The organism is Streptococcus caprae (genome assembly GCF_042649745.1).
Classification (GTDB): domain Bacteria; phylum Bacillota; class Bacilli; order Lactobacillales; family Streptococcaceae; genus Streptococcus; species Streptococcus caprae.
The window spans coordinates 157,967-178,885 of the sequence record NZ_JBHRZV010000049.1 but is presented as its reverse complement, the minus strand read 5'-3'; the positions used below and the strand labels follow the sequence as shown (position 1 = coordinate 178,885).

General features: G+C 45.4%; 26 protein-coding genes. 7 read left to right on the top strand and 19 right to left on the bottom strand.

Going from position 1 to position 20,919, the window contains the following annotated elements; translation table 11 throughout:
• Positions 1-154 precede the first annotated feature (154 nt).
• The 3 genes from groL to ACFORF_RS07130 all read right to left on the bottom strand — a co-directional run bounded on the left by groL (position 155) and on the right by ACFORF_RS07130 (position 2,713).
• Entirely contained in the window at positions 155-1,780 is a 1,626-nt protein-coding gene (groL, locus tag ACFORF_RS07140; RefSeq protein ID WP_380426787.1) for a chaperonin GroEL, read from the bottom strand.
• A gap of 13 nt (positions 1,781-1,793) precedes the next feature.
• Positions 1,794-2,078 carry a co-chaperone GroES gene (groES, locus tag ACFORF_RS07135; protein WP_380426785.1) on the bottom strand — a complete coding sequence of 95 codons (285 nt, stop codon included), beginning with the start codon at positions 2,076-2,078 and terminating at the stop codon, positions 1,794-1,796.
• 239 nt (positions 2,079-2,317) lie between these two features.
• The gene (locus ACFORF_RS07130; RefSeq protein WP_380426783.1) at positions 2,318-2,713 is read right to left on the bottom strand and encodes a single-stranded DNA-binding protein; all 396 of its coding nucleotides are present in this window, start codon (positions 2,711-2,713) and stop codon (positions 2,318-2,320) included.
• A gap of 313 nt (positions 2,714-3,026) precedes the next feature.
• Here ACFORF_RS07130 and ACFORF_RS07125 point away from each other — a divergent pair, with 313 nt between their 5' ends.
• Genes ACFORF_RS07125 through ACFORF_RS07110 form a run of 4 tightly spaced genes read left to right on the top strand, consistent with a single transcriptional unit; the run spans position 3,027 to position 6,136 of the window.
• Positions 3,027-4,616, top strand: a complete 1,590-nt coding sequence (locus ACFORF_RS07125; protein WP_380426781.1) for an ATP-binding cassette domain-containing protein — start codon at positions 3,027-3,029, stop codon at positions 4,614-4,616.
• A gap of 21 nt (positions 4,617-4,637) precedes the next feature.
• Complete coding sequence (locus tag ACFORF_RS07120; protein WP_380426779.1) at positions 4,638-5,375, top strand: class I SAM-dependent methyltransferase; 738 nt, start codon at positions 4,638-4,640, stop codon at positions 5,373-5,375.
• A gap of 56 nt (positions 5,376-5,431) precedes the next feature.
• The gene (locus ACFORF_RS07115) at positions 5,432-5,668 is read left to right on the top strand and encodes a hypothetical protein (protein WP_380426777.1); all 237 of its coding nucleotides are present in this window, start codon (positions 5,432-5,434) and stop codon (positions 5,666-5,668) included.
• 6 nt (positions 5,669-5,674) lie between these two features.
• Entirely contained in the window at positions 5,675-6,136 is a 462-nt protein-coding gene (locus ACFORF_RS07110) for a DUF2785 domain-containing protein (protein ID WP_380426775.1), read from the top strand.
• A gap of 133 nt (positions 6,137-6,269) precedes the next feature.
• Here the strand turns inward: ACFORF_RS07110 and ytpR are convergent, their stop codons facing one another.
• The 3 genes from ytpR to ACFORF_RS07095 are packed head-to-tail and all read right to left on the bottom strand — an operon-like array spanning position 6,270 to position 7,508.
• Positions 6,270-6,893 (bottom strand): YtpR family tRNA-binding protein, encoded by a 624-nt coding sequence (gene ytpR / locus ACFORF_RS07105; protein WP_380426773.1) that lies wholly within the window; start codon positions 6,891-6,893, stop codon positions 6,270-6,272.
• A gap of 13 nt (positions 6,894-6,906) precedes the next feature.
• Positions 6,907-7,224 (bottom strand): thioredoxin family protein, encoded by a 318-nt coding sequence (locus ACFORF_RS07100; protein ID WP_380426771.1) that lies wholly within the window; start codon positions 7,222-7,224, stop codon positions 6,907-6,909.
• 2 nt (positions 7,225-7,226) lie between these two features.
• A complete protein-coding gene (locus tag ACFORF_RS07095) occupies positions 7,227-7,508 on the bottom strand; it encodes a DUF4651 domain-containing protein (RefSeq protein ID WP_380426770.1) in 282 nt (93 codons plus the stop codon).
• Positions 7,509-7,642: 134 nt separating this feature from the next.
• Here ACFORF_RS07095 and pepA point away from each other — a divergent pair, with 134 nt between their 5' ends.
• Together pepA and proC are read left to right on the top strand one after the other, a co-directional pair.
• On the top strand, positions 7,643-8,710 hold the full coding sequence (gene pepA, locus ACFORF_RS07090; RefSeq protein WP_380426768.1) for a glutamyl aminopeptidase: 1,068 nt from the start codon (positions 7,643-7,645) through the stop codon (positions 8,708-8,710).
• A gap of 50 nt (positions 8,711-8,760) precedes the next feature.
• The gene (gene proC, locus ACFORF_RS07085; protein ID WP_380426766.1) at positions 8,761-9,531 is read left to right on the top strand and encodes a pyrroline-5-carboxylate reductase; all 771 of its coding nucleotides are present in this window, start codon (positions 8,761-8,763) and stop codon (positions 9,529-9,531) included.
• Between the two features lie 44 nt (positions 9,532-9,575).
• On the opposite strand, the gene ACFORF_RS07080 is transcribed toward proC, so the two are convergent.
• Positions 9,576-10,112, bottom strand: coding sequence for a TetR/AcrR family transcriptional regulator (locus ACFORF_RS07080; RefSeq protein ID WP_380426764.1), 537 nt, complete (start codon positions 10,110-10,112; stop codon positions 9,576-9,578).
• A gap of 110 nt (positions 10,113-10,222) precedes the next feature.
• Between ACFORF_RS07080 and ACFORF_RS07075 the strand changes: the two genes are divergently transcribed.
• Complete coding sequence (locus ACFORF_RS07075) at positions 10,223-12,877, top strand: YhgE/Pip family protein (RefSeq protein ID WP_380426762.1); 2,655 nt, start codon at positions 10,223-10,225, stop codon at positions 12,875-12,877.
• Between the two features lie 41 nt (positions 12,878-12,918).
• On the opposite strand, the gene ACFORF_RS07070 is transcribed toward ACFORF_RS07075, so the two are convergent.
• The 12 genes from ACFORF_RS07070 to comGA form a co-directional block, all read right to left on the bottom strand.
• Positions 12,919-13,563 (bottom strand): CPBP family intramembrane glutamic endopeptidase, encoded by a 645-nt coding sequence (locus ACFORF_RS07070; RefSeq protein WP_380426760.1) that lies wholly within the window; start codon positions 13,561-13,563, stop codon positions 12,919-12,921.
• 9 nt (positions 13,564-13,572) lie between these two features.
• Positions 13,573-14,040: a hypothetical protein gene (locus tag ACFORF_RS07065; protein WP_380426758.1), complete on the bottom strand. Its 468-nt coding sequence runs from the start codon at positions 14,038-14,040 to the stop codon at positions 13,573-13,575.
• Positions 14,041-14,270: 230 nt separating this feature from the next.
• A complete protein-coding gene (locus tag ACFORF_RS07060; protein WP_380426756.1) occupies positions 14,271-14,474 on the bottom strand; it encodes a helix-turn-helix transcriptional regulator in 204 nt (67 codons plus the stop codon).
• Between the two features lie 301 nt (positions 14,475-14,775).
• Positions 14,776-15,969 (bottom strand): acetate kinase, encoded by a 1,194-nt coding sequence (locus ACFORF_RS07055; protein WP_380426754.1) that lies wholly within the window; start codon positions 15,967-15,969, stop codon positions 14,776-14,778.
• A 63-nt stretch (positions 15,970-16,032) separates the two neighbouring features.
• Complete coding sequence (locus tag ACFORF_RS07050; RefSeq protein WP_380426752.1) at positions 16,033-16,986, bottom strand: class I SAM-dependent methyltransferase; 954 nt, start codon at positions 16,984-16,986, stop codon at positions 16,033-16,035.
• An 80-nt stretch (positions 16,987-17,066) separates the two neighbouring features.
• The gene (gene comGG, locus ACFORF_RS07045; protein ID WP_380426750.1) at positions 17,067-17,516 is read right to left on the bottom strand and encodes a competence type IV pilus minor pilin ComGG; all 450 of its coding nucleotides are present in this window, start codon (positions 17,514-17,516) and stop codon (positions 17,067-17,069) included.
• Positions 17,506-17,931 carry a competence type IV pilus minor pilin ComGF gene (comGF, locus tag ACFORF_RS07040; RefSeq protein WP_380427090.1) on the bottom strand — a complete coding sequence of 142 codons (426 nt, stop codon included), beginning with the start codon at positions 17,929-17,931 and terminating at the stop codon, positions 17,506-17,508. Before comGF ends, comGG begins: the two co-directional genes overlap by 11 nt.
• 73 nt (positions 17,932-18,004) lie before the next feature.
• Positions 18,005-18,244, bottom strand: coding sequence for a competence type IV pilus minor pilin ComGE (comGE, locus tag ACFORF_RS07035; RefSeq protein ID WP_380426748.1), 240 nt, complete (start codon positions 18,242-18,244; stop codon positions 18,005-18,007).
• 7 nt (positions 18,245-18,251) lie between these two features.
• Entirely contained in the window at positions 18,252-18,698 is a 447-nt protein-coding gene (gene comGD, locus ACFORF_RS07030; protein WP_380426746.1) for a competence type IV pilus minor pilin ComGD, read from the bottom strand.
• Positions 18,661-18,984, bottom strand: a complete 324-nt coding sequence (comGC, locus tag ACFORF_RS07025; RefSeq protein WP_380426744.1) for a competence type IV pilus major pilin ComGC — start codon at positions 18,982-18,984, stop codon at positions 18,661-18,663. The genes comGD and comGC overlap by 38 nt, the downstream gene beginning before the upstream one ends.
• Entirely contained in the window at positions 18,981-20,066 is a 1,086-nt protein-coding gene (gene comGB / locus ACFORF_RS07020) for a competence type IV pilus assembly protein ComGB (protein ID WP_380426742.1), read from the bottom strand. The genes comGC and comGB overlap by 4 nt, the downstream gene beginning before the upstream one ends.
• A complete protein-coding gene (comGA, locus tag ACFORF_RS07015) occupies positions 19,948-20,889 on the bottom strand; it encodes a competence type IV pilus ATPase ComGA (protein WP_380426740.1) in 942 nt (313 codons plus the stop codon). The genes comGB and comGA overlap by 119 nt, the downstream gene beginning before the upstream one ends.
• Positions 20,890-20,919: the final 30 nt, after the last annotated feature.

Here is a 20,919-nt window from a genome sequence, read left to right as displayed (position 1 = left end):
CTTTTTAAACAAAAAAACTTGAATAAACAAACATTTTGATAAATAAAAACATCTCGACCCTATAGAGAAGATTCGAGATGTCTGATAATTTTAATTAAATAAGATAAGAAAATCTCAAGGACTTATTTTATCTTTTTTTGTCACTAAAATGTCCTTAATACCCCATACCACCCATTGGGTCCATACCGGCCGGCATAGCTGGGGTGGCTGGTTCTGGTTTGTTGGCCACAACTGCTTCTGTGGTCAAGATGAGGCTGGCAACAGAGCCTGCATTTTGCAGGGCAGAACGGGTCACCTTGACAGGATCAATGATTCCTGAAGCGACCATGTCTACCCACTCGCCTGTTGCAGCGTTGAAACCTGTACCTGCTTGGCTGTTTTTGAGCTTGTCGATGACGACAGAACCTTCGTAGCCTGCGTTGGCTGCGATTTGACGGACTGGCTCTTCCAAGGCCCGCAGAACGATATTGCGGCCTGTAGCTTCATCACCTTCTGCTTCCAGGGCAGCGACTTTTTCGATGACCGTCACAAGGGCTGTTCCCCCACCTGCAACGATGCCTTCTTCAACTGCAGCACGGGTTGCGTTGAGGGCGTCTTCGATGCGGAGTTTCATTTCCTTGAGTTCGGTTTCTGTTGCGGCACCGACTTTGATAACTGCGACACCGCCAGCCAACTTAGCCAGGCGTTCTTGGAGTTTTTCCCGGTCAAACTCGGAAGTCGTTGTTTCCAATTGAGACTTGATGAGGTTGGCACGGTTGGCAATGGCAGAGCTGTCACCAGCGCCTTCCACGATGACGGTGCTGTCCTTGTCCACTGTGACACGCGCAGCTTGTCCCAACGCCATCATAGTCGCATCCTTGAGGTCCAAGCCGAGATCCTCAGTAATGACAGTACCGCCTGTCAAAATTGCGATATCCTCCAACATGGCCTTACGGCGGTCACCAAAGCCTGGCGCCTTAACCGCAACCACATTGAACGTTCCACGGATCTTGTTGAGGACAAGGGTTGGTAGGGCTTCACCATCTACATCATCTGCAATGATGAGGAGTGGACGGCTGGTCTTGAGGACTTCCTCAAGCAGGGGCAAGATGTCCTGGATGTTTGAAATTTTCTTATCGGTGATGAGGATGAATGGATTTTCCAAATCCGCCACCATCTTCTCGCTGTCGGTCACCATGTACTGAGACAGGTAGCCGCGGTCAAACTGCATGCCTTCCACGACTTCGAGTTCTGTCTCCATTCCACGTGACTCTTCGATGGTGATCACACCGTCCTTGCCAACGCGTTCCATGGCTTCAGAAATGTACTCGCCGACCTTTTCAGAGCGAGAAGACACCGCCGCAACCTGGGCAATGGCTTCTTTGTTGGCAACGGGCTGAGCGATAGCTTTCAACTCTTCTACCGCTGTCGCAACTGCTGCTTCAATCCCGCGGCGAATACCGATTGGATTGGCACCTGCCGTCACATTTTTCAAGCCTTCACGGACAATTGCTTGGGTCAATACTGTTGCAGTCGTCGTTCCGTCACCAGCGATATCATTGGTTTTAGAGGCTACTTCGGACACGAGTTTAGCACCCATGTTTTCAAAGTGGTCTTCCAGTTCGATTTCTTTGGCGATGGTCACGCCGTCATTAGTGATGAGCGGTGAACCAAAAGCCTTTTCAAGGACCACATTGCGGCCTTTAGGGCCCAAGGTTACCTTAACAGTATCTGCCAAAATATCCACGCCACGGACCATGGCCTCACGGGCATCTGCTGAAAATTTGATTTCTTTTGCCATTTGCTACCTCTTTCTAGTTTACAATCGCGATAATGTCTGCTTCACGGACAATTGATACGGTGTCATCTCCATCCTTAACCTCGATACCAGCGTGGCTTTCGACCAAGACGGTATCGCCAACAGCTACGCTAGGTGCCACCAATTCACCTGTCAGGGTGCGGATGCCCTCCCCGATGGCAACAACAGTTGCTTTTTTCGTAGCCTCACGGCTAGCGCCTGCTAGGACAAAGCCTCCTGCTGTTTGTTCTTGTTTTTCTTCAAATTTTACGACCACACGGTCGCCTAATGGTGTTAACATCAGATTCCTCCATCATTTGATAACTCTGGAAAGATGCCTACATCTCCTCCAGGCCTTGTTAGCACTCTATACTTATAAGTGCTAATTCATACCTCTTATTCTAGCACTTGGTCAGAAATAGTCAAGAAAAAAGTTGGTCAAAATATCGCTCTGCTATTTTCCAAAAATCACAAAAAGCCAGACCCGTAAAATCTGACTTTCCTATAAATTAGAGTCGATCGGAATTCATGTGCCCAATCTTAGAACGGCAATTCCTCCTCTTCGAGAACCAGGTCTGCCAAATCATCAGCGACTGTATTCTCACGCATGGCTCGCTGGGCCCGGCTCTCCAAAAGCTGGAAGCCATGACCAAGAACTTCGGTCACGTAGTGAGTTTGACCATCTTTTTCATAGCGACGCGTCCGCAATTCACCATCAATGGATAACAAACTCCCCTTAGTGGCATAAGATGCTAGAGTGTCAGCCTGCTTACCCCAGAAAACAACGGGCACAAAGTCGGCATCACGCTCACCGCTCGCTGACTTAAAGCGACGATTCACAGCCACAGTACAGCGGGTAACATTCTTGTCAGATGGGGTCTTGACCATCTCAGGTGTCGCTGTCAAGCGACCAATCAAAATAACTTTATTTAACATTTATTTACCTCCTGTCTTATTATTCGTAAGGGAAGGTATTTTTAACAATTTAAGATGATTTTTTTAACAATTTTTTGCAAATCAAATCTAGAGAGTCCCAACTAACCTTGTTCAAAGCGGTTTCAAATGGTATAATGTCCATATTCAAAACGAAAGCGAGGACAGAACTTATGCTAAAAATGAACAATACAGTTACCCTATTCGTCTCCATAGGAAGACAGGTTACTCCTCGCTAAAACGGATTTCCTGTTTTCCTCTCTCTGCCTTTTGGCCTCTCTCAGAAAGAGCTTGACTCTTTCACGAAAGGAAAACAATGTCCATTACTTCATATCTTTTACGTTGTCGCAAGCAGTCCTTGATTGTGCTTTTTTGGATTGCTCTTAACTCTCTCTGTGTTCTTGGAAACGGGCTAGCCAGTGCACAGGCCTTGACCAGCCTTGTCAGTCTCAATCTGTCGACTTTTCTATTTTGGTGTGGTGTTCAATTAGTGGTGAATCTCATTTGGATGGTGCAGATTAACTATTCTAATCCAGCCAAGGAAAAAGCCATTCAAGAAATGAACCAGCTCATGCGCTCTGACTTGACCAAACGCTTGGGTGGCCCCAGTCTTTCCGATTTTCAACAGCAGAGCCAGGAAACCTACGTCTCTTGGCTAACCTACGACCTAGAAACCATTAACGACATGGGGTTTGAGGTCCTAGAATACATGCTCAGCCAGGCCTTCAATATTCTCTTAGGGGTCGGAACCCTGATTGTGTACCACCCTAGTTTTCTGGTATCTATCTGCTTATTTGCAGGTTTGATGACCCTCATTCCCAAGCTATTTAGTCAGGCATTAGCTGAAAAAGCTGTGGACTTTACGCAAAAAAATGAGGCACTCATTCACCAGATTAGCAATCGCCTAAGTGGCTTTCGGATCCTGCTTGGTGCCAACAAATTAGACCATATCGAACAGACCATTCTGCACAGTGGAGACCAGTATGCCTCCAGTAAAATCAGCTATGCCAAGACGTTCGGTCAGATGATGGCCTTGCAAAACGGCACTAGCTTTATCAGCCAAATCGCTATGATTGTGCAGGCAGGTATCCTCTTTAGTCTCCATTTGGTTCCGATTGGCAGTGTATCCAGTGCTCCTTATTTTGCTTCCATTATTTTTGCAAGTCTAACCGGATTTTTTGCCAATTATGCCGAACTTAAAAACTGCCAGGCGATTTTTGACAAATGGCAGAGCTTAGAAAATTCTCGTAAGAGTTCTGGACAACCAGCGACCTTTCAGCAACAAGTAGAGCTAAAGCAAACTAGCCTCATCTTTCCTGACCAAGCTACACTTTCACTCCCTGACCTTGTCGCAACCCCAGGTCAAAAATTGGCCCTAGTCGGCCCATCTGGCTCAGGTAAATCCAGTCTACTGTCTCTCTTACTCAAAGAACGAGTCCCAGAAACAGGACAAGTCACTTGGGATACCGCCGATAGCCAACAGTTATCCGAGGATAGCCTGCATGACCTGATAGCGCTTGTTCCACAAAGTCCTTATCTCTTTGATGACAGCTTACGCTATAATCTCACGCTGGGGCATGCCATTTCAGACAATCGTATTTGTAACATACTAGACCAGCTAGGTTTAACCGATTGGAGGGCTCAGCTTCCAAAAGGCTTAGACAGTTTCATCACTCAAAAAGAACTATCTGGCGGGCAAGCCCAACGTCTCTGTTTGGCACGTGCTCTACTGGCAGACAAGCCCATCTTATTGCTGGACGAGGCGACATCAGCTGTCGAACCTAGCCTCCGCCAAACCATCGAAAATCAATTATTATCTCTAGACAAAACGATTTTCATGGTAACCCATCACTTGACTCCAGAAACCGAAAAACGTTGTGATACAGTCGTTCGGTTTTCCGTTTAATCTACTAGAAAAGAGGCCTTCATGCCCAATATTGACACCTACCGTGAGATGCTAGCCCAACCTTGGGGGAAGATTCAGTACGAGATTACCCTGGCTCAACTGGCTCATATCAAGGGACTAAACATACTTGATTTTGGGGCTGGTTTTGGGATAGTTAGTCAATTTCTGTCCAAACACAACACCGTTACAGCTGTCGAGCCCAATGCTGAAATGCTGTTTGCCGATGAAGCACAAACTTTCACCAAAATCCTTGGCTCCCTAGAAAAGCTAGATAATATAGCAGATGAAACGTTTGACCTCATCTGCTGCCACAATGTTCTGGAGTATATTGCCCCTGATGAACGTCCGCTTTATCTAAATGCCTTTCGTCGCCTGCTCAAGCCTGGTGGTCAATTGTCCATCATCAAGCACAACACGGTCGGTAAGGTCCTGCAAAGTGTGGTCTTTTCAAATGATGTGGACACCGCTCTGCAATTGCTCAAGGGCGGAGACTTCAAGAGCCTATCTTTTGCCCAGGGCAAGACCTATGACATCGCAGAGCTGGTCGAGATAAGTCAGCTGGCACTCGAAGATTATCAGGGCATTCGTACTTTTTATAGTCTGCAACCCAATACTTTTAAAACAGAGGCCGACTGGCTGGAAAAGATGACCACTATTGAACTCGCCGTCTGCAATGAAAAACCTTATAAAGACATCAGTTTTCTACAGCATGTCTGGTTGAGAAAGGAGGAAAACGAATGTTTATCTGTCAAAAACTAACGCGGAAAATCCCAAATGTTCCTTTCTAAATACACCAAACTAGAAAGGAAAAACTAATGCAAACAGCCTTACACAAAAAATTACAGACCCAAGAAAACTACAGCTCAGAAGAAATTCGTTGGTTGCTAAATCACATTGGAGACCCTGACGCAACTATCCGTGATGAATTGGTCTACCAGAGTTTTAATCATGCCTTGTTGGAGCAACGAATGGCACTGGGAGATTTCCAGTGGTTGGTCCACGAAGTACTAGAGCGTGACCTCCTCTTCTTCCGACAAGAAGAACAAGGATAAGCTACTTTGACGCGCTCCTTTACTGCTCTGCTATTGGCTCTCATAATAGACGTTGACCAACAAGGCGACTATGTTTACAAGTTGACAGAAGATCAGCGACAGTGGATTTTTTCCGATGCCATTCGTTACCTGCATACAGAGACGGATGCCACAGGCTGGTCAGAAGAGTTTGGTTGGGCTCATGCCATCGCCCACGGCGCAGACTTACTACTTTTTACAGGACTTCACAGTGCCTTTCCAAAGGAGCGAATGCCACAAATTTTGGAAGCCATTCTAAAGGTTCTCCATCAGCAGACAGCTGTCTTTTCTGCTGGGGAAGAAAAACGGTTGGCCCGTGTCTTGGTCCAACTCTTATATCTGAGAAATTATCAAAAGACCAGCTCTGCCATCGGCTACAAAATAGCCACTTTCCAGATGAAACAGCACAAGAGTACTACTCCTATCTCAACTTTGAAAACATGCTCTTAGCCATCTACTTTGAGCTTGACAGAGAAAAAGAGCTCTCTCAAGGCTTAAAAGAACATCTCTCTGCACTCATTCATTGCTGAACACCACAAAATCGCCCAGGTTTTTCCCTGAGCGATTTTTCTTTTTACTTGTCTTATGCTGTCCAATGTTTGTCCGCATCAAAGGCTTGACCGGCAACAGCATCTGCGGATAATTCGATAATCCCACGGACTTGTGGTGCATTTGGCAGTTGCAATTCACGCGCACTGCAGAGCATACCAAAGCTATCTTCCCCTCGGAGCTTGCCAGGGAAAATCAAACTTCCATCTGGCATCATAGCACCTGGTAGGGCTGCCACTGTCTTGAGGCCCTTAGCAGCATTTGGCGCACCGCAGACGATTTGCACCGGACTATCTTGACCAATTTCTACCTGACAGATATGCAGGTGGTCACTGTCTGGGTGGTCCACCATCTCAAGAATTTCTCCCACGACCAGAACTGGGCCTTGGTTGGCTGTCAACTGCTCTGTAAAACCTTCCTTGGCCAACTCAGCGTTGAGGGTTGCTACTTGCTCTTCTGACAAAAAGACTTGCCCTGCTCCTCCAATGGCAAATAGTTTTGATACATCAAAGATGTTCCAAGCCAAGGTCTTGCCCGCTTCGTCAAAGACACGGGCAACACGCCCCTTGCGCTCCACATCACGCTTGATGTCCTTGGTATCCTGCAAGATGACCATGAGAACATCTCCAACCTGTTCCTTATTATACGCAAAAATCATGACTCTCTCTTTTCTATTTAAAATTTTTCAAAAATGCTGTAATCTCAGCCTTGGTTTTACGGTTGCGATCGACGAAACGTCCGACTTCCTGACCATTTTCCAGGACAATAAAACTCGGAATCCCCAAGACACTGTAGGCCTGACAAACATCCATAAAGTCATCCCGTTCCACTTGCACAAAACGAAACTCCGGATTCTCGGCTTCAATCTCGGGCATGACTGGCAGGATAAAATGGCAATCCGGACACCAATTTGCCGTAAAAAACAGAACCTGCTTGCCAGAAGCCTGAATCTGCAGGCCTAAATCATGCTCATCTTTTGGAAAATACATGCCTACTCCTCCACCTTATAATCAATTTGCCCCTTCTTGGCCCTGAAGGTAAAGGTTACATCGTCCTCAAAAACCAGCCCACCAATCATGACATCCATCTTGGCATTGTAGCTGGTCACATAGAGGACCTTAATCGCGCCCATGGGCTCAAAAAAGGTACGGACCTCCTTGAGACGGTCTTCCTGTTTTTCTTGATCGTGAACCTGCTTGGTATGGCCGACAAAAGCAGCTAGTCCCAAAGCACTAAGAATCCCCGTAACCAGCGCAAATTTCTTCTTTTTCATCTTCATGTCTCCTATTTTACCATAAAATTGCCAAAATCCTCCCTCATTATGCTAAGTTTTGCTATAATAATACTCACAGAAAGGACGGTTGCTAGAGCGAGATAAGATTGAAAGCTAGCAACCAGGTGAGACAGATGACAGCACTTTTTGATAAGATTAAAACCCTAACCGAACTTGATGGCATTGCAGGCTATGAGCATAGCGTCCGTGACCATCTTCGCCAAACCATCACGCCCCTCGTTGACCGCGTAGAGACTGACGGCCTTGGAGGGATTTTCGGGATTCGTGAACACCAGGACAGCCAAGCCCCTCGCATCATGGTCGCTGCCCATATGGACGAAGTTGGCTTTATGGTGACTGCCATCAAACCCGACGGTACCCTTCGTACGGTCAGTATCGGCGGTTGGAACCCGCTCGTCATCAGCTCTCAGCGCTTCACCCTCTACACCCGTACAGGCCAGGCTATCCCTCTAATTTCAGGCTCTGTCCCTCCTCATTTTCTCCGTGGAGGTAATGGCGGAGCTAACCTACCTGCCGTCGAAGACATTATCTTTGACGGTGGCTTTGCAGACAAGGCTGAAGCTGAAAGCTTTGGTATTTTGCCCGGTGACATCATCGTCCCTCAGTCTGAAGCCATCCTTACCGCCAACCAGAAAAACATCATCTCAAAGGCCTGGGACAACCGTTTTGGTGTCCTCATGGTGACAGAACTCCTAGAAAATCTTAAAGACCAGCAACTCGGCCACACCCTCATTGCAGGTGCTAACGTTCAAGAAGAAATTGGCCTGCGTGGAGCTCATGTTTCAACAACTAAATTCGACCCTGAACTCTTCTTCGCAGTTGATTGCTCGCCTGCTGGTGACGTCTATGGTGACCAGGGTAAAATCGGCGACGGAACTCTCTTACGTTTTTACGATCCAGGTCACATTATGCTGAAGAACATGCGTGACTTCCTCCTGACCACAGCTGAAGAGACTGGTGTTAAATACCAGTACTACCCAGCCAAGGGTGGAACAGATGCTGGTGCTGCCCACATCAAAAATCATGGTATCCCCTCAACAACCATCGGGGTCTGTGCCCGCTACATCCACTCCCATCAAACCCTCTACGCCATGGATGACTTCCATGAGGCCCAAGCTTTCCTTCAAGCCATCGTGAAAAAGCTAGACCGTTCTACAGTTGACCTTATCAAAAACTATTAAGTTTAGAAAGGAGGGGGACTCCTCCGTTAGTTCCTCCTATCATTATTCCTATGAAAATCGGATTTATCGGCATCGGTAAAATGGCTGGCGCTATCATCACAGGCCTAAAAGCCAGCAATTTTGACATCATCATCTCAGATCGAACCGTCGCATCTAGTCAGGACAAGGCTGAAGCTCTTGGAGTAGCCTACGCCAAAGACCATCAAGATCTGATTCAACAAGCTGACCTAGTCGTCATTGGCATCAAGCCACAGATGCTGGAAAACTTGTTTGGTGAGTTAGCCATCAACAAACCTATCCTCTCTATGTGCGCTGGTGTCAGCCTTGACAAATTGGCCTCCTTAACCAACTCAAACCTACCAATCATCCGCATCATGCCCAATCTCAATGCTCAGATACTCAAATCAACAACTGCCATCTGTCGGAATAAACAGGTGTCTGACCAACTATTTGAGATTGCCCAAAGCATTACAAATGCCTTTGGGACAACCTTTATTCTCCCAGAAAAAGACTTTGATGCCTTTACTGCCCTAGCAGGGTCAAGCCCAGCCTACATGCTGGCCTTACTTGAAGCCTTTGCCATGGCAGGTGTGAAACACGGTTTTACCAAGCAAGATGCCATTGCTATGGTAACCCAAACCATGGCCGCAACAGCGGAGAATCTGCTGCTATCTGACGACACCCCGACTAGCATGATTGATAAGATTGCCAGTCCTGGTGGGACAACCATCGCAGGTCTTGTCGACCTAGAAAAAACAGGTTTCGCAGCCTCTGCTATTTCTGCCATCGAAGCCACTATCGAAAAATCCAAAAACTTTTAAACGTAGCCAAAAACGCCTCCCACTTCGAAGGCGTTTTTCTGATATCAACGATCTGGCAATAATGTCAACAAGAGACTCGTCATCTCCTCAGGGCTCTCCTTCATCCCATTAACCAGCCAGGTTTGATAATAACCAAAGAGGGCATTGGAAAAATAAGCTGCTCCATAGATCAGTTCCTGATCATCTAGATGTTTAAGTTTGCGGAAACGCTTGGCATCTTGGATGATTAGTTGCCTAAATTTGGCAATAAAGTAAAGCTGGATTTCAGATGTTCCATTGGGGCTGAGGAGACTAGCAGCAAGCGGCTCTTCCTGTAAAAACACAAAGGCCAACCGAAAAATCTCCCCACGTTCAATCTCCTGTTGAGCAAAAATCCCTTCCAACTGGTCAAAAATCCTTGCCTGGTACTGCTCAATCAGATCATACTTATCGTGAAAATGCGTGTAAAAACCACCCCGACTAACACCTGCTAGTCGAGCGATTTCTTGGATCGTAATCTGGTTGAAATTTTGCTTACTTAAGAGTTCAGACAAAGCCATTTCTAACTTACGTCTAGTCTGATGCTTGCGATTATCTGCCATTTTTACACTTTTTGACAATGTGTCAAAAAACCTTTCCTTTGTCTTGCATTTCACTAATGGATTCGTATAATAGCTATTATACCAAAATCATCTAGAAAGAGGCTGCTCTTATGAAAATCGAATGGAAATCCCTACTAAAACATCCTTTTCAGTTGGTTGTGATGGCAGTTCTTGCCCTCATTCCAGCCCTTTATATCCTAATCTTCCTTTCTTCCATGTGGGATCCCTATGGCAAGGTCGACCAATTGCCTGTAGCAGTGGTTAATCTTGATCAAAAAGCAACCTACCAAGGTAAAGAACTAACGATTGGCCAACAAATGGTAGATAATATGAAGGAGAATCCCTCACTAGACTTTCACTTTGTCTCTCAAAAAGAGGCTGCACGGGGTCTCAAAAATGGTGACTACTACATGGTCGTTACCTTGCCAAAAGACCTCTCTAAGAAGGCTGCTTCGCTTTTGACTACCAAGCCCGAGCAGGCCAACATCACCTACGAAACAAGCAGTGGCCATAGCTTTATCGCCTCAAAAATGAGCGACTCTGCCATGCAGACCCTCAAACAAAAAACGGCAACATCGGTGACGGATACCTATGTGACCAGCATCTTTGACAATCTCTCTACCTTGGGGATTGGACTCACCAAGGCCGCCGACGGAGCCTATCAACTCCAGACGGGTGCAGAATCCGCTAGCACCGGTTCACAGACTCTGACTCAAAACCTGACAACCCTAGCGTCTTCGAGTCAAACTCTGGCGGATGGCACCCTCACGCTAACAACGGGGCTCAAAACCTATACGGCTGGCGTGCATTCACTAGCGTCAGGGCTTGGCACACTTTCATCAGGTATCACTACCTACACCAACGGGGTTGCTACACTGTCAAACGGGCTATCTACCTATAGTAATGGCGTGCAGACACTCAATAGTGGAATCGGCACCTTTACGAATGGACTCTCCCAATACACCACGGGTGTCAACACTCTCTCTAATGGCCTTTCCCAACTGGATAGCCAGTCCCGGGCACTCCAAGCAGGTGCCAATCAGCTCGCAATGAGTAGTGACAAGGTGCAAGCCCTGGTTGATGGGAGCCAGCAAGTTAGCGATGGGCTGACGACACTGGCTACTTCTATGACCTTATCCGATGAGCAGAGCAGCCAAATCAGCCAACTACAAGCAGGACTAAACCAACTCAATCAAGCTATCCAAGGATTGGCAAGCTCCGCTTCAGCGACCGCAGATACCAGTACTCTAACTGCTTTATTAACCGACATGGCAACACAGACACAAACACTAGCGACAAGTCTGCAAACACAGTCTAGTGCAACTGTAACAGCCTTACAAGCAACTGCAACCTACCAAAGTCTGACAGCTGAACAGCAAGCTGAATTGACTGCTGCAGTCTCTCAAGATAACAGCGGTTCAGACAGGGCCTTAGAAAGTCTATCTGCGGACATTCAGGCTCTTCAAACCCAACTGAGCCAACTCAACTCAGCTTCACCAAGCACCTCCATTACCCAACTGTCAGCTTCAGCCGACCAAGTCTTAACAGGATCTCAAACCGCGCTGACAACCCTCACAAATGGACTGAATTCAGCACAAACGGCCTTGACACAAAAGCTCCTTCCTGGTGCTCAACAGGTGGCTTTAGGTACACAAACACTTCAAAGTCAACTGGCTGCTGGCGCTACAGCTCTCAGTCAAGGCGTGACCAGCTACACCAATGCCGTCACTCAGCTCAATCAAGGCGCCCAAACCTTGAATCAGTCAAGCGACCAAGTCTCTAACGGTTCAAATTCCCTCCAAGCTGGTAGTCAAAAACTAGCCGACAGCTCTAGCCAGCTGACAGACGGTGCTCAAACCCTAACAGACCGCTCTAGCCAACTCACTAGCGGTGTGAGCCAAATTGTCTCAGGTGCCAGCCAACTGGACCAAAACTCAAGCACCCTAGTCAGTGGCGCTGAACAATTGACCAATGGGACCAGCCAACTCCAGTCTGGCAGTCAACAATTAGCAGACGGTAGTCAAACTCTGTCTACGGGACTTGCGACACTGGTGACAGGGACCAGTGATTTAGCAACTGGTCTTGGCACGGCCACAGATAAACTTTCTGGTTTGAACACGAACGAAACCAATGCAACTGCCTTGGCCAATCCTGTTCGCATCACTAAAACTGACAAGGACAACGTCAAGACTAACGGATACGGTATGACACCCTACATGGCCTCTGTTGCCCTATATGTTGCTGCCGTTTCAACCAATATCATCTTTTCAAAACTTCCATCCCAAAGACAACCTAAGACACGCCGTGAGTTTCTCTCTGCACGTCTTGCCGTCAACGGTGTCATCGCGCTTGCTGCAAGTCTTCTTGCTTTCTTGGCACTCAACCTACTCGGATTGAAAGCTAACCATCCTGGTCAAGTCTTTAGCCTGTTGATTTTGATTAGCCTGACCTTTATGGCTATCGTAACGGCTCTCAACACCCTTCATGACAAGATTGGTCCTTTCCTTGCCCTCCTACTTCTGATGATTCAGCTAGGTGGTAGTGCCGGCACCTATCCTATCCAACTTAGCGGCAAGATTTTCGAGTCCCTGCATCCTTATCTTCCGATGACCTACGCTGTAGATGGCCTGCGCCAAGCCATTTCCATGACAGGAGATATCCAGACTTCAGTCACGGTCCTAGGAGCCATTACCCTGGTCTTCACACTCCTTAGTTGCCTCTTTTACCGTCCAAACCATAGCAGAGCTAACCAGTTTGCAGGTTAGGCATATATTCAAAAACGCCTTCGAATCTGAAGGCGTTTTGTCTATCCTAAAAAAGTTAGCAATAAAAATGAAACAAGGTTATTAAGACTGTGAACATTAATCGAATACTCTATACGTTTAGAATGCCAGCGAACAAAGGCAAGCACTACCCCCATCAAGAAGTAAAGCAAGAAACTCGCTACGTTTGTTGGGACATGAAGAAAAGCAAAGCAGATGGTCCCCAGTACATGTCCCCATAAAACATTTTTCTCAGAAAAGAGAGTTGGAATCAATCCACGACAAATCAATTCCTCAGAAATAGGCGCTAACAGCACCAACTGTATAAACATAATCAGTTGTGGGGTCTTAGAAAGGACTTTTTCAATAATTTCTTGATTGTTCGTATTGGTTTCCCCCGTCATACTTAGAAGATAAGTTCCAATCGCTGAAGCTACAATTAGCGCTAGATAGCCAAAAACTAGATAAAAGAAGGCTTTCTTACCAAACCAAGTACGGTCCAACTTAATCAATCCATATTTTTGACCAAAAATCAGAAATCCAATCGTCACTGCAACATAAACAAGAGTGACCACTACCGTCATCGGTAAATCAAAGCCCCTATAAGAACCAACAAGTAGACCAAATTGAGGCAACTGGCTAATAATAAACAAAAGTAAAGCTAATAAAATCTTGATAATTTTTGACATGATAGACTCCTAATAAAATTTTTGCAAGAGTAACTTCGTTCCAAATAATCCAATAATAGCAGCACCCAAAAGAGTAGAGCAAAAGCCACTCAGAGAAATAAGTTCTGGCTCATGAGTCGCTAATTCTGCACCAAAGGCAAAACCAAAGTGATAGATAACAACCATCATAACCACACAATAACTTGCCACCAGTGATAATTTAACAATCTCTTTATTACGTTCATCATAAGTATTGATATAGAGCCTCTTAAAATATTTTTTATCCACTAAGGAACGACCATAGGCATAAATATAGACAAAATCAAGTCCAGCTAGGGCCAAAAGGACCCACTTTGGAAACCAAGGCTCAGCAATAATGTAGATAAAGGCAATTCCTACTGCTAACAGGAGTAAAGCGAACAAGCCGCCAATCAAATCCTTACGAAATTCCTGTTCACTTTTCTTCTTAAACAGACTATTCCAAATTTTATCAAACATCATAATTCTCCTTTTATTTTTTTAAAAACTTTAATAGACTTAGCTTTACGACAACAGCAACATTTGAATATCTCTTTGCCAGTGATAATAATGCTCTCCTAATGACTAAGTGAACTCAGCCCTATGGCAATGCCTGCCAAAAAGGCTACGATAGCAGATATACCGATAATAACTGATACAAGATTAGGGTATTTTTTCTTGTGTTTCTTTCCATTCAGATGTCATGTCCTTCATTCTTTTTCCTCCTCAAATATAAAGACTTCCTCAATAGTCAGGTTAAAATACTTGGCAATTTTATAGGCCAGTTCCAGCGAAGCGTTGTAGCGACCTTTTTCCAGCGATATGATGGTCTGTCGGGTTACATCCAAGGCGTCAGCCAATTCTGCCTGACTGATTTTCCCAGCCTTGCGGAGTTCTTGTATACGGGTTTCCATAGCTGCTCCCTTCTTAAATTTAATTCCTTATTGATGTAAAGTTCTTTTTACATTTATAGTATAGTATGCTTTACATAATATGTCAAGCATGTTTTACAAAAAAAGTAAAGTTTTCGTTACATTATTAATTCCTACTTACTAAAAATTTCACAAGCCAAGATAAATTGACAAAGACATAAGAGAACTAGATAAGGAAAGGTAACGACATATGGTTTTAATTTGGAAGCGTCTCAGCATTTCTAAACTAATGTACTATGTTCTTCTATGACAGAAAAAAAGGCCCAAAAATGGACCTTTACCATTAATTATTTTTCAAGCGTTCAACATCACGCGCGATAACGAGTTCTTCATCTGTTGGGATAACAAGAACACGGACCTTAGCATCAGCTGTTGAAATGTCACCTGAATAACCGAAGACATTCTTAGCTGGGTCAATATCCATTCCGAACCAAGTCAACCCATTAACAACTGCTTCACGTACCTCAGCAGCATTCTCTCCAACCCCTGCTGTAAAGATAAGGGCATCTGCACCGTTAAGAACAGCAAAGTATTGACCGATGAATTTTTGAAGACGGTTGACAAAGAGGTCGAAGGCCAAGATTGCCTTTTCGTCACCACTTTCATAACCTGCAATTAGGTCACGCATGTCGCTAGATTTTTCATAGATTCCGAGGATACCAGACTGCTTGTTAAGAACGTTAACAACGTCAGCAGCATCCTTAAGCTCTTCAACATGTTCGATCAAGTAAGGAATAATCGCTGGATCGATATCACCTGAACGTGTACCCATCATTGGACCAGCAAGTGGCGTGAAGCCCATAGAAGTATCCACAGATTTTCCACCATCAACAGCTGTGATAGACACGCCATTTCCGATGTGGGCTGTGATCAGTTTCAACTCTTCTACTGGTTTACCCAAGAGTTCAGCAGCCTGACGAGACACATAGTAATGGCTAGTTCCATGAGCACCGTACTTACGGACTTGATGGTCTGTATAGTACTTGTTAGGCACTGGATAACGGTAGGCAACCTCTGGCATTGTAGTATGGAAAGCTGTGTCAAAAACAACAACCGATGTAATATTAGGCAAGATTTCACGGAAGGCACGAATACCAGCTGCGTTAGCAGGATTATGCAAAGGTGCAAGTGCTGCTAATTCTTCTACTTGTGCCAAGACTTCATCTGTCACAACAGCAGATTCCTTGAAGTATTCACCACCGGCAACAACACGGTGACCAACACCTGTAATCTCATCAAAAGACTCAATGATGCCAAAGCGTGTCAAATCTTCCAAGAGAATTTTAACCGCTTGGTTGTGGTCATGGATGTCCAAGATTTGGCTTTCTTTTTTACCATCAAATTTAACAGTTGAAATCGAATCATTCAAGCCGATACGCTCGATAATTCCTGAAGCCAAAACTTCTTCTTCAGGCATCTTGTAAAGTTGCCATTTCAAACTTGATGAGCCAGCGTTAATTGCAATAGTTTTTGACATGTTTCACCTCATATAAATAAAACGTTTTCCGAAATACCCTACCATTATACCAAAAAATTAGGGTTACTGCTCATTTTCTTGCCTCCATTTTTGGAAATTTTCCATAAATGTTCGTAGGTCGTCTGGATTCTGCAAATCCGCCAAGTGGTAGACTAAGGTCTGAATCGGCTGAGTGCTCTTCTTTTTCAAGATAAAAATCGACTTGGCATTGTTAGGATTTCCAAACAATGTCTCTGGTAGACTAATCATGGCCAATAACTGAGCTTGCTGAGTCAACCAGGTCTTGAGTTGTGAACCTTGGGGGCTGGTCAGAAGATTGACAGGAGCCAAAAAGATAGCCAGTCCATCTTGTTTCAGGTATTTTAGAGCCTGCTCCATCAGCAAATGGTGGGCGTAAGTATGCTCATCTTTAGCTGCAACCTGGTAGCGACTGGCAATTTGATCATCCGGGTAATAGCCGATAGGTAAGTCACTGATGATTAGATCTGACTCTTTGAGCATATGGGGACGGACAGCATCTTCCTGAATAAACTTAGCCTCGGACTGCATGACCTCCGCAATCGACGCGGCCAAATCGATCAATAAGTCGTCAACTTCCATTCCTAGATAATCCATCTTTTTCTGGCTGTTATTGAGGAAGGTCAGGCCCAAATTTCCAGTCCCAGAGCCAATTTCAAGGACATCCAACTGGTCTTTTTTCAACAAACTCTCCACCAAAAACAAGAGGAGAAAACCAATACTATCCGGTGTGAACTGATGGTTGGCCTGGAGCGGCTCCGTCTGCCCAGCCTTAATAAAGAGGAACTGGTAGGCCCGCCTCCATTCCTCAGGTGACAAAGCCATGTCACGTAAGGCTTGATTGTTGGCAACCACCGTATCCAACTCACAGGGCTCGCCTAGATAAAAGGAATTTTGCTCAATTAGCGCATCGTAAATCGTCGTTTTAAGCTCATTTTCAATCAGCTGGACATTTTCCAGCAACAGGTCATAAGCCTGTTCAATTTTTTCAAAATTCATGGTTCCTCCATAGAAAAGGAAGCCGTAACTTTTGTTAACAGCTTCATTTTTTCTATTATAGCATGAAATGAGGCACAAACCTAGTCCGAATGCGTGGAGACTTGAGAGACTTCAGTAATCTGAGGTTTCTCCATTTTTGGGGGTTGAGGATAGCTTTGAGTCGTTTGGGGACTAGTCTGAGTCTCTGAGCTGGTTGGCCTTGTACTAGCTACAGTTCTTGTCTCATCTTGAGTGAAGCGGTAGCTCTGCTTTTGACCATCCTTCAGAGTTACCTTAACCAAGAATTGACCACCATCCCGCTCATAACTGGCCTGTCCCGCATCAAAGGATAAGGTACCCTTCTCATCCTTAGCCAAGTCCTTGGTCCATTCTGCCATCATGTAGGATTTTTGGGAGGATAGCTGAGCTTGGACAATTTTTTCTGTGGAGACTTGGCGTAAGAGGTATACCTGCAGGATGAGAACAAAAATAGAAGACATGAGCAGGGCATAGAGCAGCACACCGGCCTTAAGATTTTTTCTAAAAATCATAGAGAAAAGTCCTTTCTAAGCCTGTTTTAAACCTAAGCTGCAAGGTGACGAGGTCCCCTTCCTGATGAAACTGGGCCGATTCTAGGTCAAAGAGCATGGGTTGATAGCCTCGACCGTCAGCATTAGTCTTCCGTAAATCCCCTGCCTTACTGAGCCCAAAGGCTAAGGCTTGCTTGTCCTTAGTAACATAAAGTTTGCCTGAAGCTACCCTGTCTAATTGGGGTCCTTCCAGTTCAGACCTTAGTTGTTGGCTAAAAAGTAACCACTTGTCCTGATCACTGGTTCCCATTTGCTGCAGGTGCTGATTGATCGACAGAGTCAGACCCTGATAGACTAATAAACTACCTGAGATAACCAAAAGAGCCGCCAGACATTCCAAGAGAGTAAAGGCCTTACAAGAACGATACTTGAAAATTTGACATAGCTTTCGGTAAGCGAAAGGATGAGACTGTCTTGGTTCCACGATGCCTAAAAATTTCGAGAAAATTTTACTGCCTTTCAATCCGCATCACCTCCTGACCTGACGCATAGACCACTAGCTTAGAATCTGTCTGAGACACATCCACTACCTGACCATTTAACTCCACATGAGACTGCCCTGTTTGCATGGCCATGGTTGCCAGGCTTAATGCCTCCTGACGGTCTCGATTTTCTGCTAGGTGTTGTTGGCTACGATTGAGTTCCCCCAAGAGCATTGTCACGATAAAGGCCAAGAGTCCCAGGGCCACCAAACTCTCAAGGAAAATGTAAGCTTTTACTGTCTTTTTTATAACGACCACTCCCTAAATATAATTGATAGGTATACTGATGCTCCTCTGTCTGAAAAGACAGCTTAGCCAGCGATGAATTGCCCCCGCTCTGGTCCAAGGTTAGCTGGTCCGGTCCCGTATAAGTCATAAAATCCGGTATCTCAATTTGACCCAAGGCAGACTGAATGTGCTCATTGGACAAAGTCAGTACATTCTCTGTTCTCTGACTGGCAGCATAACGTTGACTGTCCAGATAAAAGGTTTCAAACTGATGGACAAAGAGTTGCTCTTGAACCGATTGAAAGACCGACTGAACCTGACCTGAAGTAATGAGTACCAGACTTGCAATAACCGACAAGGTCATGAGACTTTCGATCAGGGTAAAGGCAGGCAAACTAATTGAGACTGCGTGCTTTATCCGAATTCTTGGCATAGTAATCATTGTATTTTTTAACCTGAGCTTCAGTAATGTAGCCCTTGGATTGGAGATCAGCCAAGGAAGGTTCCTTATCTTCCGCCATTTCAAAGAGTTCGGCTTGACTTTCAACGACCTTGACGATGGCTGCCCCACCTGTTTTTTCCACATTTTCCTTTTGTTTACTAAGGTTAGGTACAAAAAGAAGCATGAGGACACTGATGATGACCAGGACCATGAGCATTTCCAAAAGTGTGAAAGCCTGAAGTGTTTTTGTCTGTAGTTGTTTAAGAATAGATTTCATAGTGATAACTCCATATTTTGATACATTGGTAAGAGCATGGCAGCGTAAATCATAACGATAATCAGGGCCACCAGCATAAAGATAAAGGGTTGAATGAGTTGGGTTGTTTTGGTAATTTTAGCGAAAAATATCTCCCAGGTTTCCTGGGCATAGATTTCCAACTCGCTGCCAAGGCGTGACTTGACCTCACCGTACTCAATCATGAGACTCATTTCCTGCCGGAAAAAGGGATAGGTTGCAACTTTTTCATGGAAGGTTTGGCCAGATAGCAGAGCTTGCTCTAAGTCCTGGCCCAATTCCTGGAATAGGCGAGAGGGCTGTTCCTGCATGAGACTAACGACCTGGGTTAATTCCAGACCCTGTCCTAGCAGGCTTCCCCACTCCCTAGCATAGTAGGCGGTCAGATAAAGCTGAACAAAGCTGCTAAGACCTGGCACACGTGCCAAGACATAACACAATTTAAGCTTGGACATGGGCTTGACGACAAAGTAAGCCACAAGTCCCAGCACTGCTATTGCCATAATCGTCCCAAGAAAAATCTGCGGTGAATAGGAAATCAAAAGCGTCGCTAAGTTGCCAGCCTCCAGTTGAGGAAGGAGGTAGTGGCGAAGCCCCAACATAATAATCATGAGAAAACTCAATAAAATTAGGGGGTAGGTCGCCACTTCAATCATTTTCTTTCTGACCAGGCTAAGACTGGAAAGATAGGTTTGAATTTTCTCCAAACAAGAAGTCACATTGCCATGATAGTCAGCCAAGGCTAACTGCGTGACAATGGCATCAGAGAAACCTACCGCTCCCATCATCTGGGCCAAGCCCTGACCAGCTAGTAAACACTGCTTCATCTGGTCTACAGCCCTACTTTCCAGCAAGCGTGATCGTTCTAAAAAGGCTAAACTTTCTGTTAAGGTAAACCCGCTGGTAAAGAGATTATGAAAGAGCTGGATGACCTTAACCTGTTTTTTAAAGGCTAATTTTTTCCTGCCTTGCCTGCTCGGCAGTGATATGTCCTTCTTGAGCCAGCTGGTCCATTTGGTTATTCCACTGACTGGCTGAATGGTTCCGATAGTGTTCTTGGGCAAAATCTACGACACCTCCTCCCCCAATAAGACGCTGATAGGCAATACCAGCCAAGCAATTGTCCAAATCCTGCTCTGTCAAGCCCAGTTCAATTAAGCGGGCAAAGACTCCTGGAATGGACTTGGCGTGAATAGTCGAGAAAACCGTTGTTCCTGTTAGAGTCGCACGCACAACTGCCTGGGCGGTCTGACTATCCCGAATTTCCCCGATAACAAGGATATCTGGCCTATGGCGAAGAGATAATTTAATCAAACTATCGTAGGTCAGGCCAATAGCCTCATTGAGCTGCAATTGCAAGGCCTGGGGCTGCTTTATCTCAACCGGATCCTCGATAGTAATAATCTGCTTTCCCGCAAATTTCTCCTTGAGCAACTGATGCATCAAGGTCGTTTTTCCAGAACCGACAGGACCAGAAAAGAGATAAAGTCCCCGCCCGCCAATAGCCTCTGCGATGTTTTTCATCCCATTGAACCAATAGCGGAGCTCTCGCCGTCCATCGTAGAGGAGACGGATCACAAGGCTCTCCAAGCCACGATAGTCCCCAACCGTTGACAAGCGAAGAGAGATTTCCTCCCCGTCCTCATATTGATAATCACAGGACCCCAACTGGCTACGCCTTTTCTCACCAACATTCATCCCAGCGACAAACTTAAAGTGACTGATTAGACTGGTCATTTCAGCCGCGGGTGCCGATTGGATAAAACGTCGTTCATCCGCAATCCGCATATAAACTTCATAGTCTGACTCTCTGGGAATGATATAGATGTCCTGTGCCTCTAACTCAACTGCCTTAGCAATCAGACTTCTAGCAATATCCTGAACCATAATTCCTCCTTCATCTTGGTCTATCTAACT

Coding starts and splice junctions, on each gene's coding strand:
- ACFORF_RS07080 (WP_380426764.1), bottom strand. CDS start 10,112: ATGGCAGATAATCGCAAGCATCAGACTAGACGTAAGTTAGAAATGGCT.
- ACFORF_RS07130 (WP_380426783.1), bottom strand. CDS start 2,713: ATGTTAAATAAAGTTATTTTGATTGGTCGCTTGACAGCGACACCTGAG.
- groL (WP_380426787.1), bottom strand. CDS start 1,780: ATGGCAAAAGAAATCAAATTTTCAGCAGATGCCCGTGAGGCCATGGTC.
- groES (WP_380426785.1), bottom strand. CDS start 2,078: ATGTTAACACCATTAGGCGACCGTGTGGTCGTAAAATTTGAAGAAAAA.
- ACFORF_RS07060 (WP_380426756.1), bottom strand. CDS start 14,474: ATGGAAACCCGTATACAAGAACTCCGCAAGGCTGGGAAAATCAGTCAG.
- ACFORF_RS07120 (WP_380426779.1), top strand. CDS start 4,638: ATGCCCAATATTGACACCTACCGTGAGATGCTAGCCCAACCTTGGGGG.
- ACFORF_RS07100 (WP_380426771.1), bottom strand. CDS start 7,224: ATGTATTTTCCAAAAGATGAGCATGATTTAGGCCTGCAGATTCAGGCT.
- comGG (WP_380426750.1), bottom strand. CDS start 17,516: ATGATTTTTAGAAAAAATCTTAAGGCCGGTGTGCTGCTCTATGCCCTG.
- ACFORF_RS07075 (WP_380426762.1), top strand. CDS start 10,223: ATGAAAATCGAATGGAAATCCCTACTAAAACATCCTTTTCAGTTGGTT.
- ACFORF_RS07125 (WP_380426781.1), top strand. CDS start 3,027: ATGTCCATTACTTCATATCTTTTACGTTGTCGCAAGCAGTCCTTGATT.
- ACFORF_RS07115 (WP_380426777.1), top strand. CDS start 5,432: ATGCAAACAGCCTTACACAAAAAATTACAGACCCAAGAAAACTACAGC.
- ACFORF_RS07055 (WP_380426754.1), bottom strand. CDS start 15,969: ATGTCAAAAACTATTGCAATTAACGCTGGCTCATCAAGTTTGAAATGG.
- pepA (WP_380426768.1), top strand. CDS start 7,643: ATGACAGCACTTTTTGATAAGATTAAAACCCTAACCGAACTTGATGGC.
- ACFORF_RS07065 (WP_380426758.1), bottom strand. CDS start 14,040: ATGTTTGATAAAATTTGGAATAGTCTGTTTAAGAAGAAAAGTGAACAG.
- proC (WP_380426766.1), top strand. CDS start 8,761: ATGAAAATCGGATTTATCGGCATCGGTAAAATGGCTGGCGCTATCATC.
- comGC (WP_380426744.1), bottom strand. CDS start 18,984: ATGAAATCTATTCTTAAACAACTACAGACAAAAACACTTCAGGCTTTC.
- comGA (WP_380426740.1), bottom strand. CDS start 20,889: ATGGTTCAGGATATTGCTAGAAGTCTGATTGCTAAGGCAGTTGAGTTA.
- ACFORF_RS07070 (WP_380426760.1), bottom strand. CDS start 13,563: ATGTCAAAAATTATCAAGATTTTATTAGCTTTACTTTTGTTTATTATT.
- ACFORF_RS07095 (WP_380426770.1), bottom strand. CDS start 7,508: ATGAAAAAGAAGAAATTTGCGCTGGTTACGGGGATTCTTAGTGCTTTG.
- comGD (WP_380426746.1), bottom strand. CDS start 18,698: ATGCCAAGAATTCGGATAAAGCACGCAGTCTCAATTAGTTTGCCTGCC.
- ACFORF_RS07050 (WP_380426752.1), bottom strand. CDS start 16,986: ATGAATTTTGAAAAAATTGAACAGGCTTATGACCTGTTGCTGGAAAAT.
- ytpR (WP_380426773.1), bottom strand. CDS start 6,893: ATGATTTTTGCGTATAATAAGGAACAGGTTGGAGATGTTCTCATGGTC.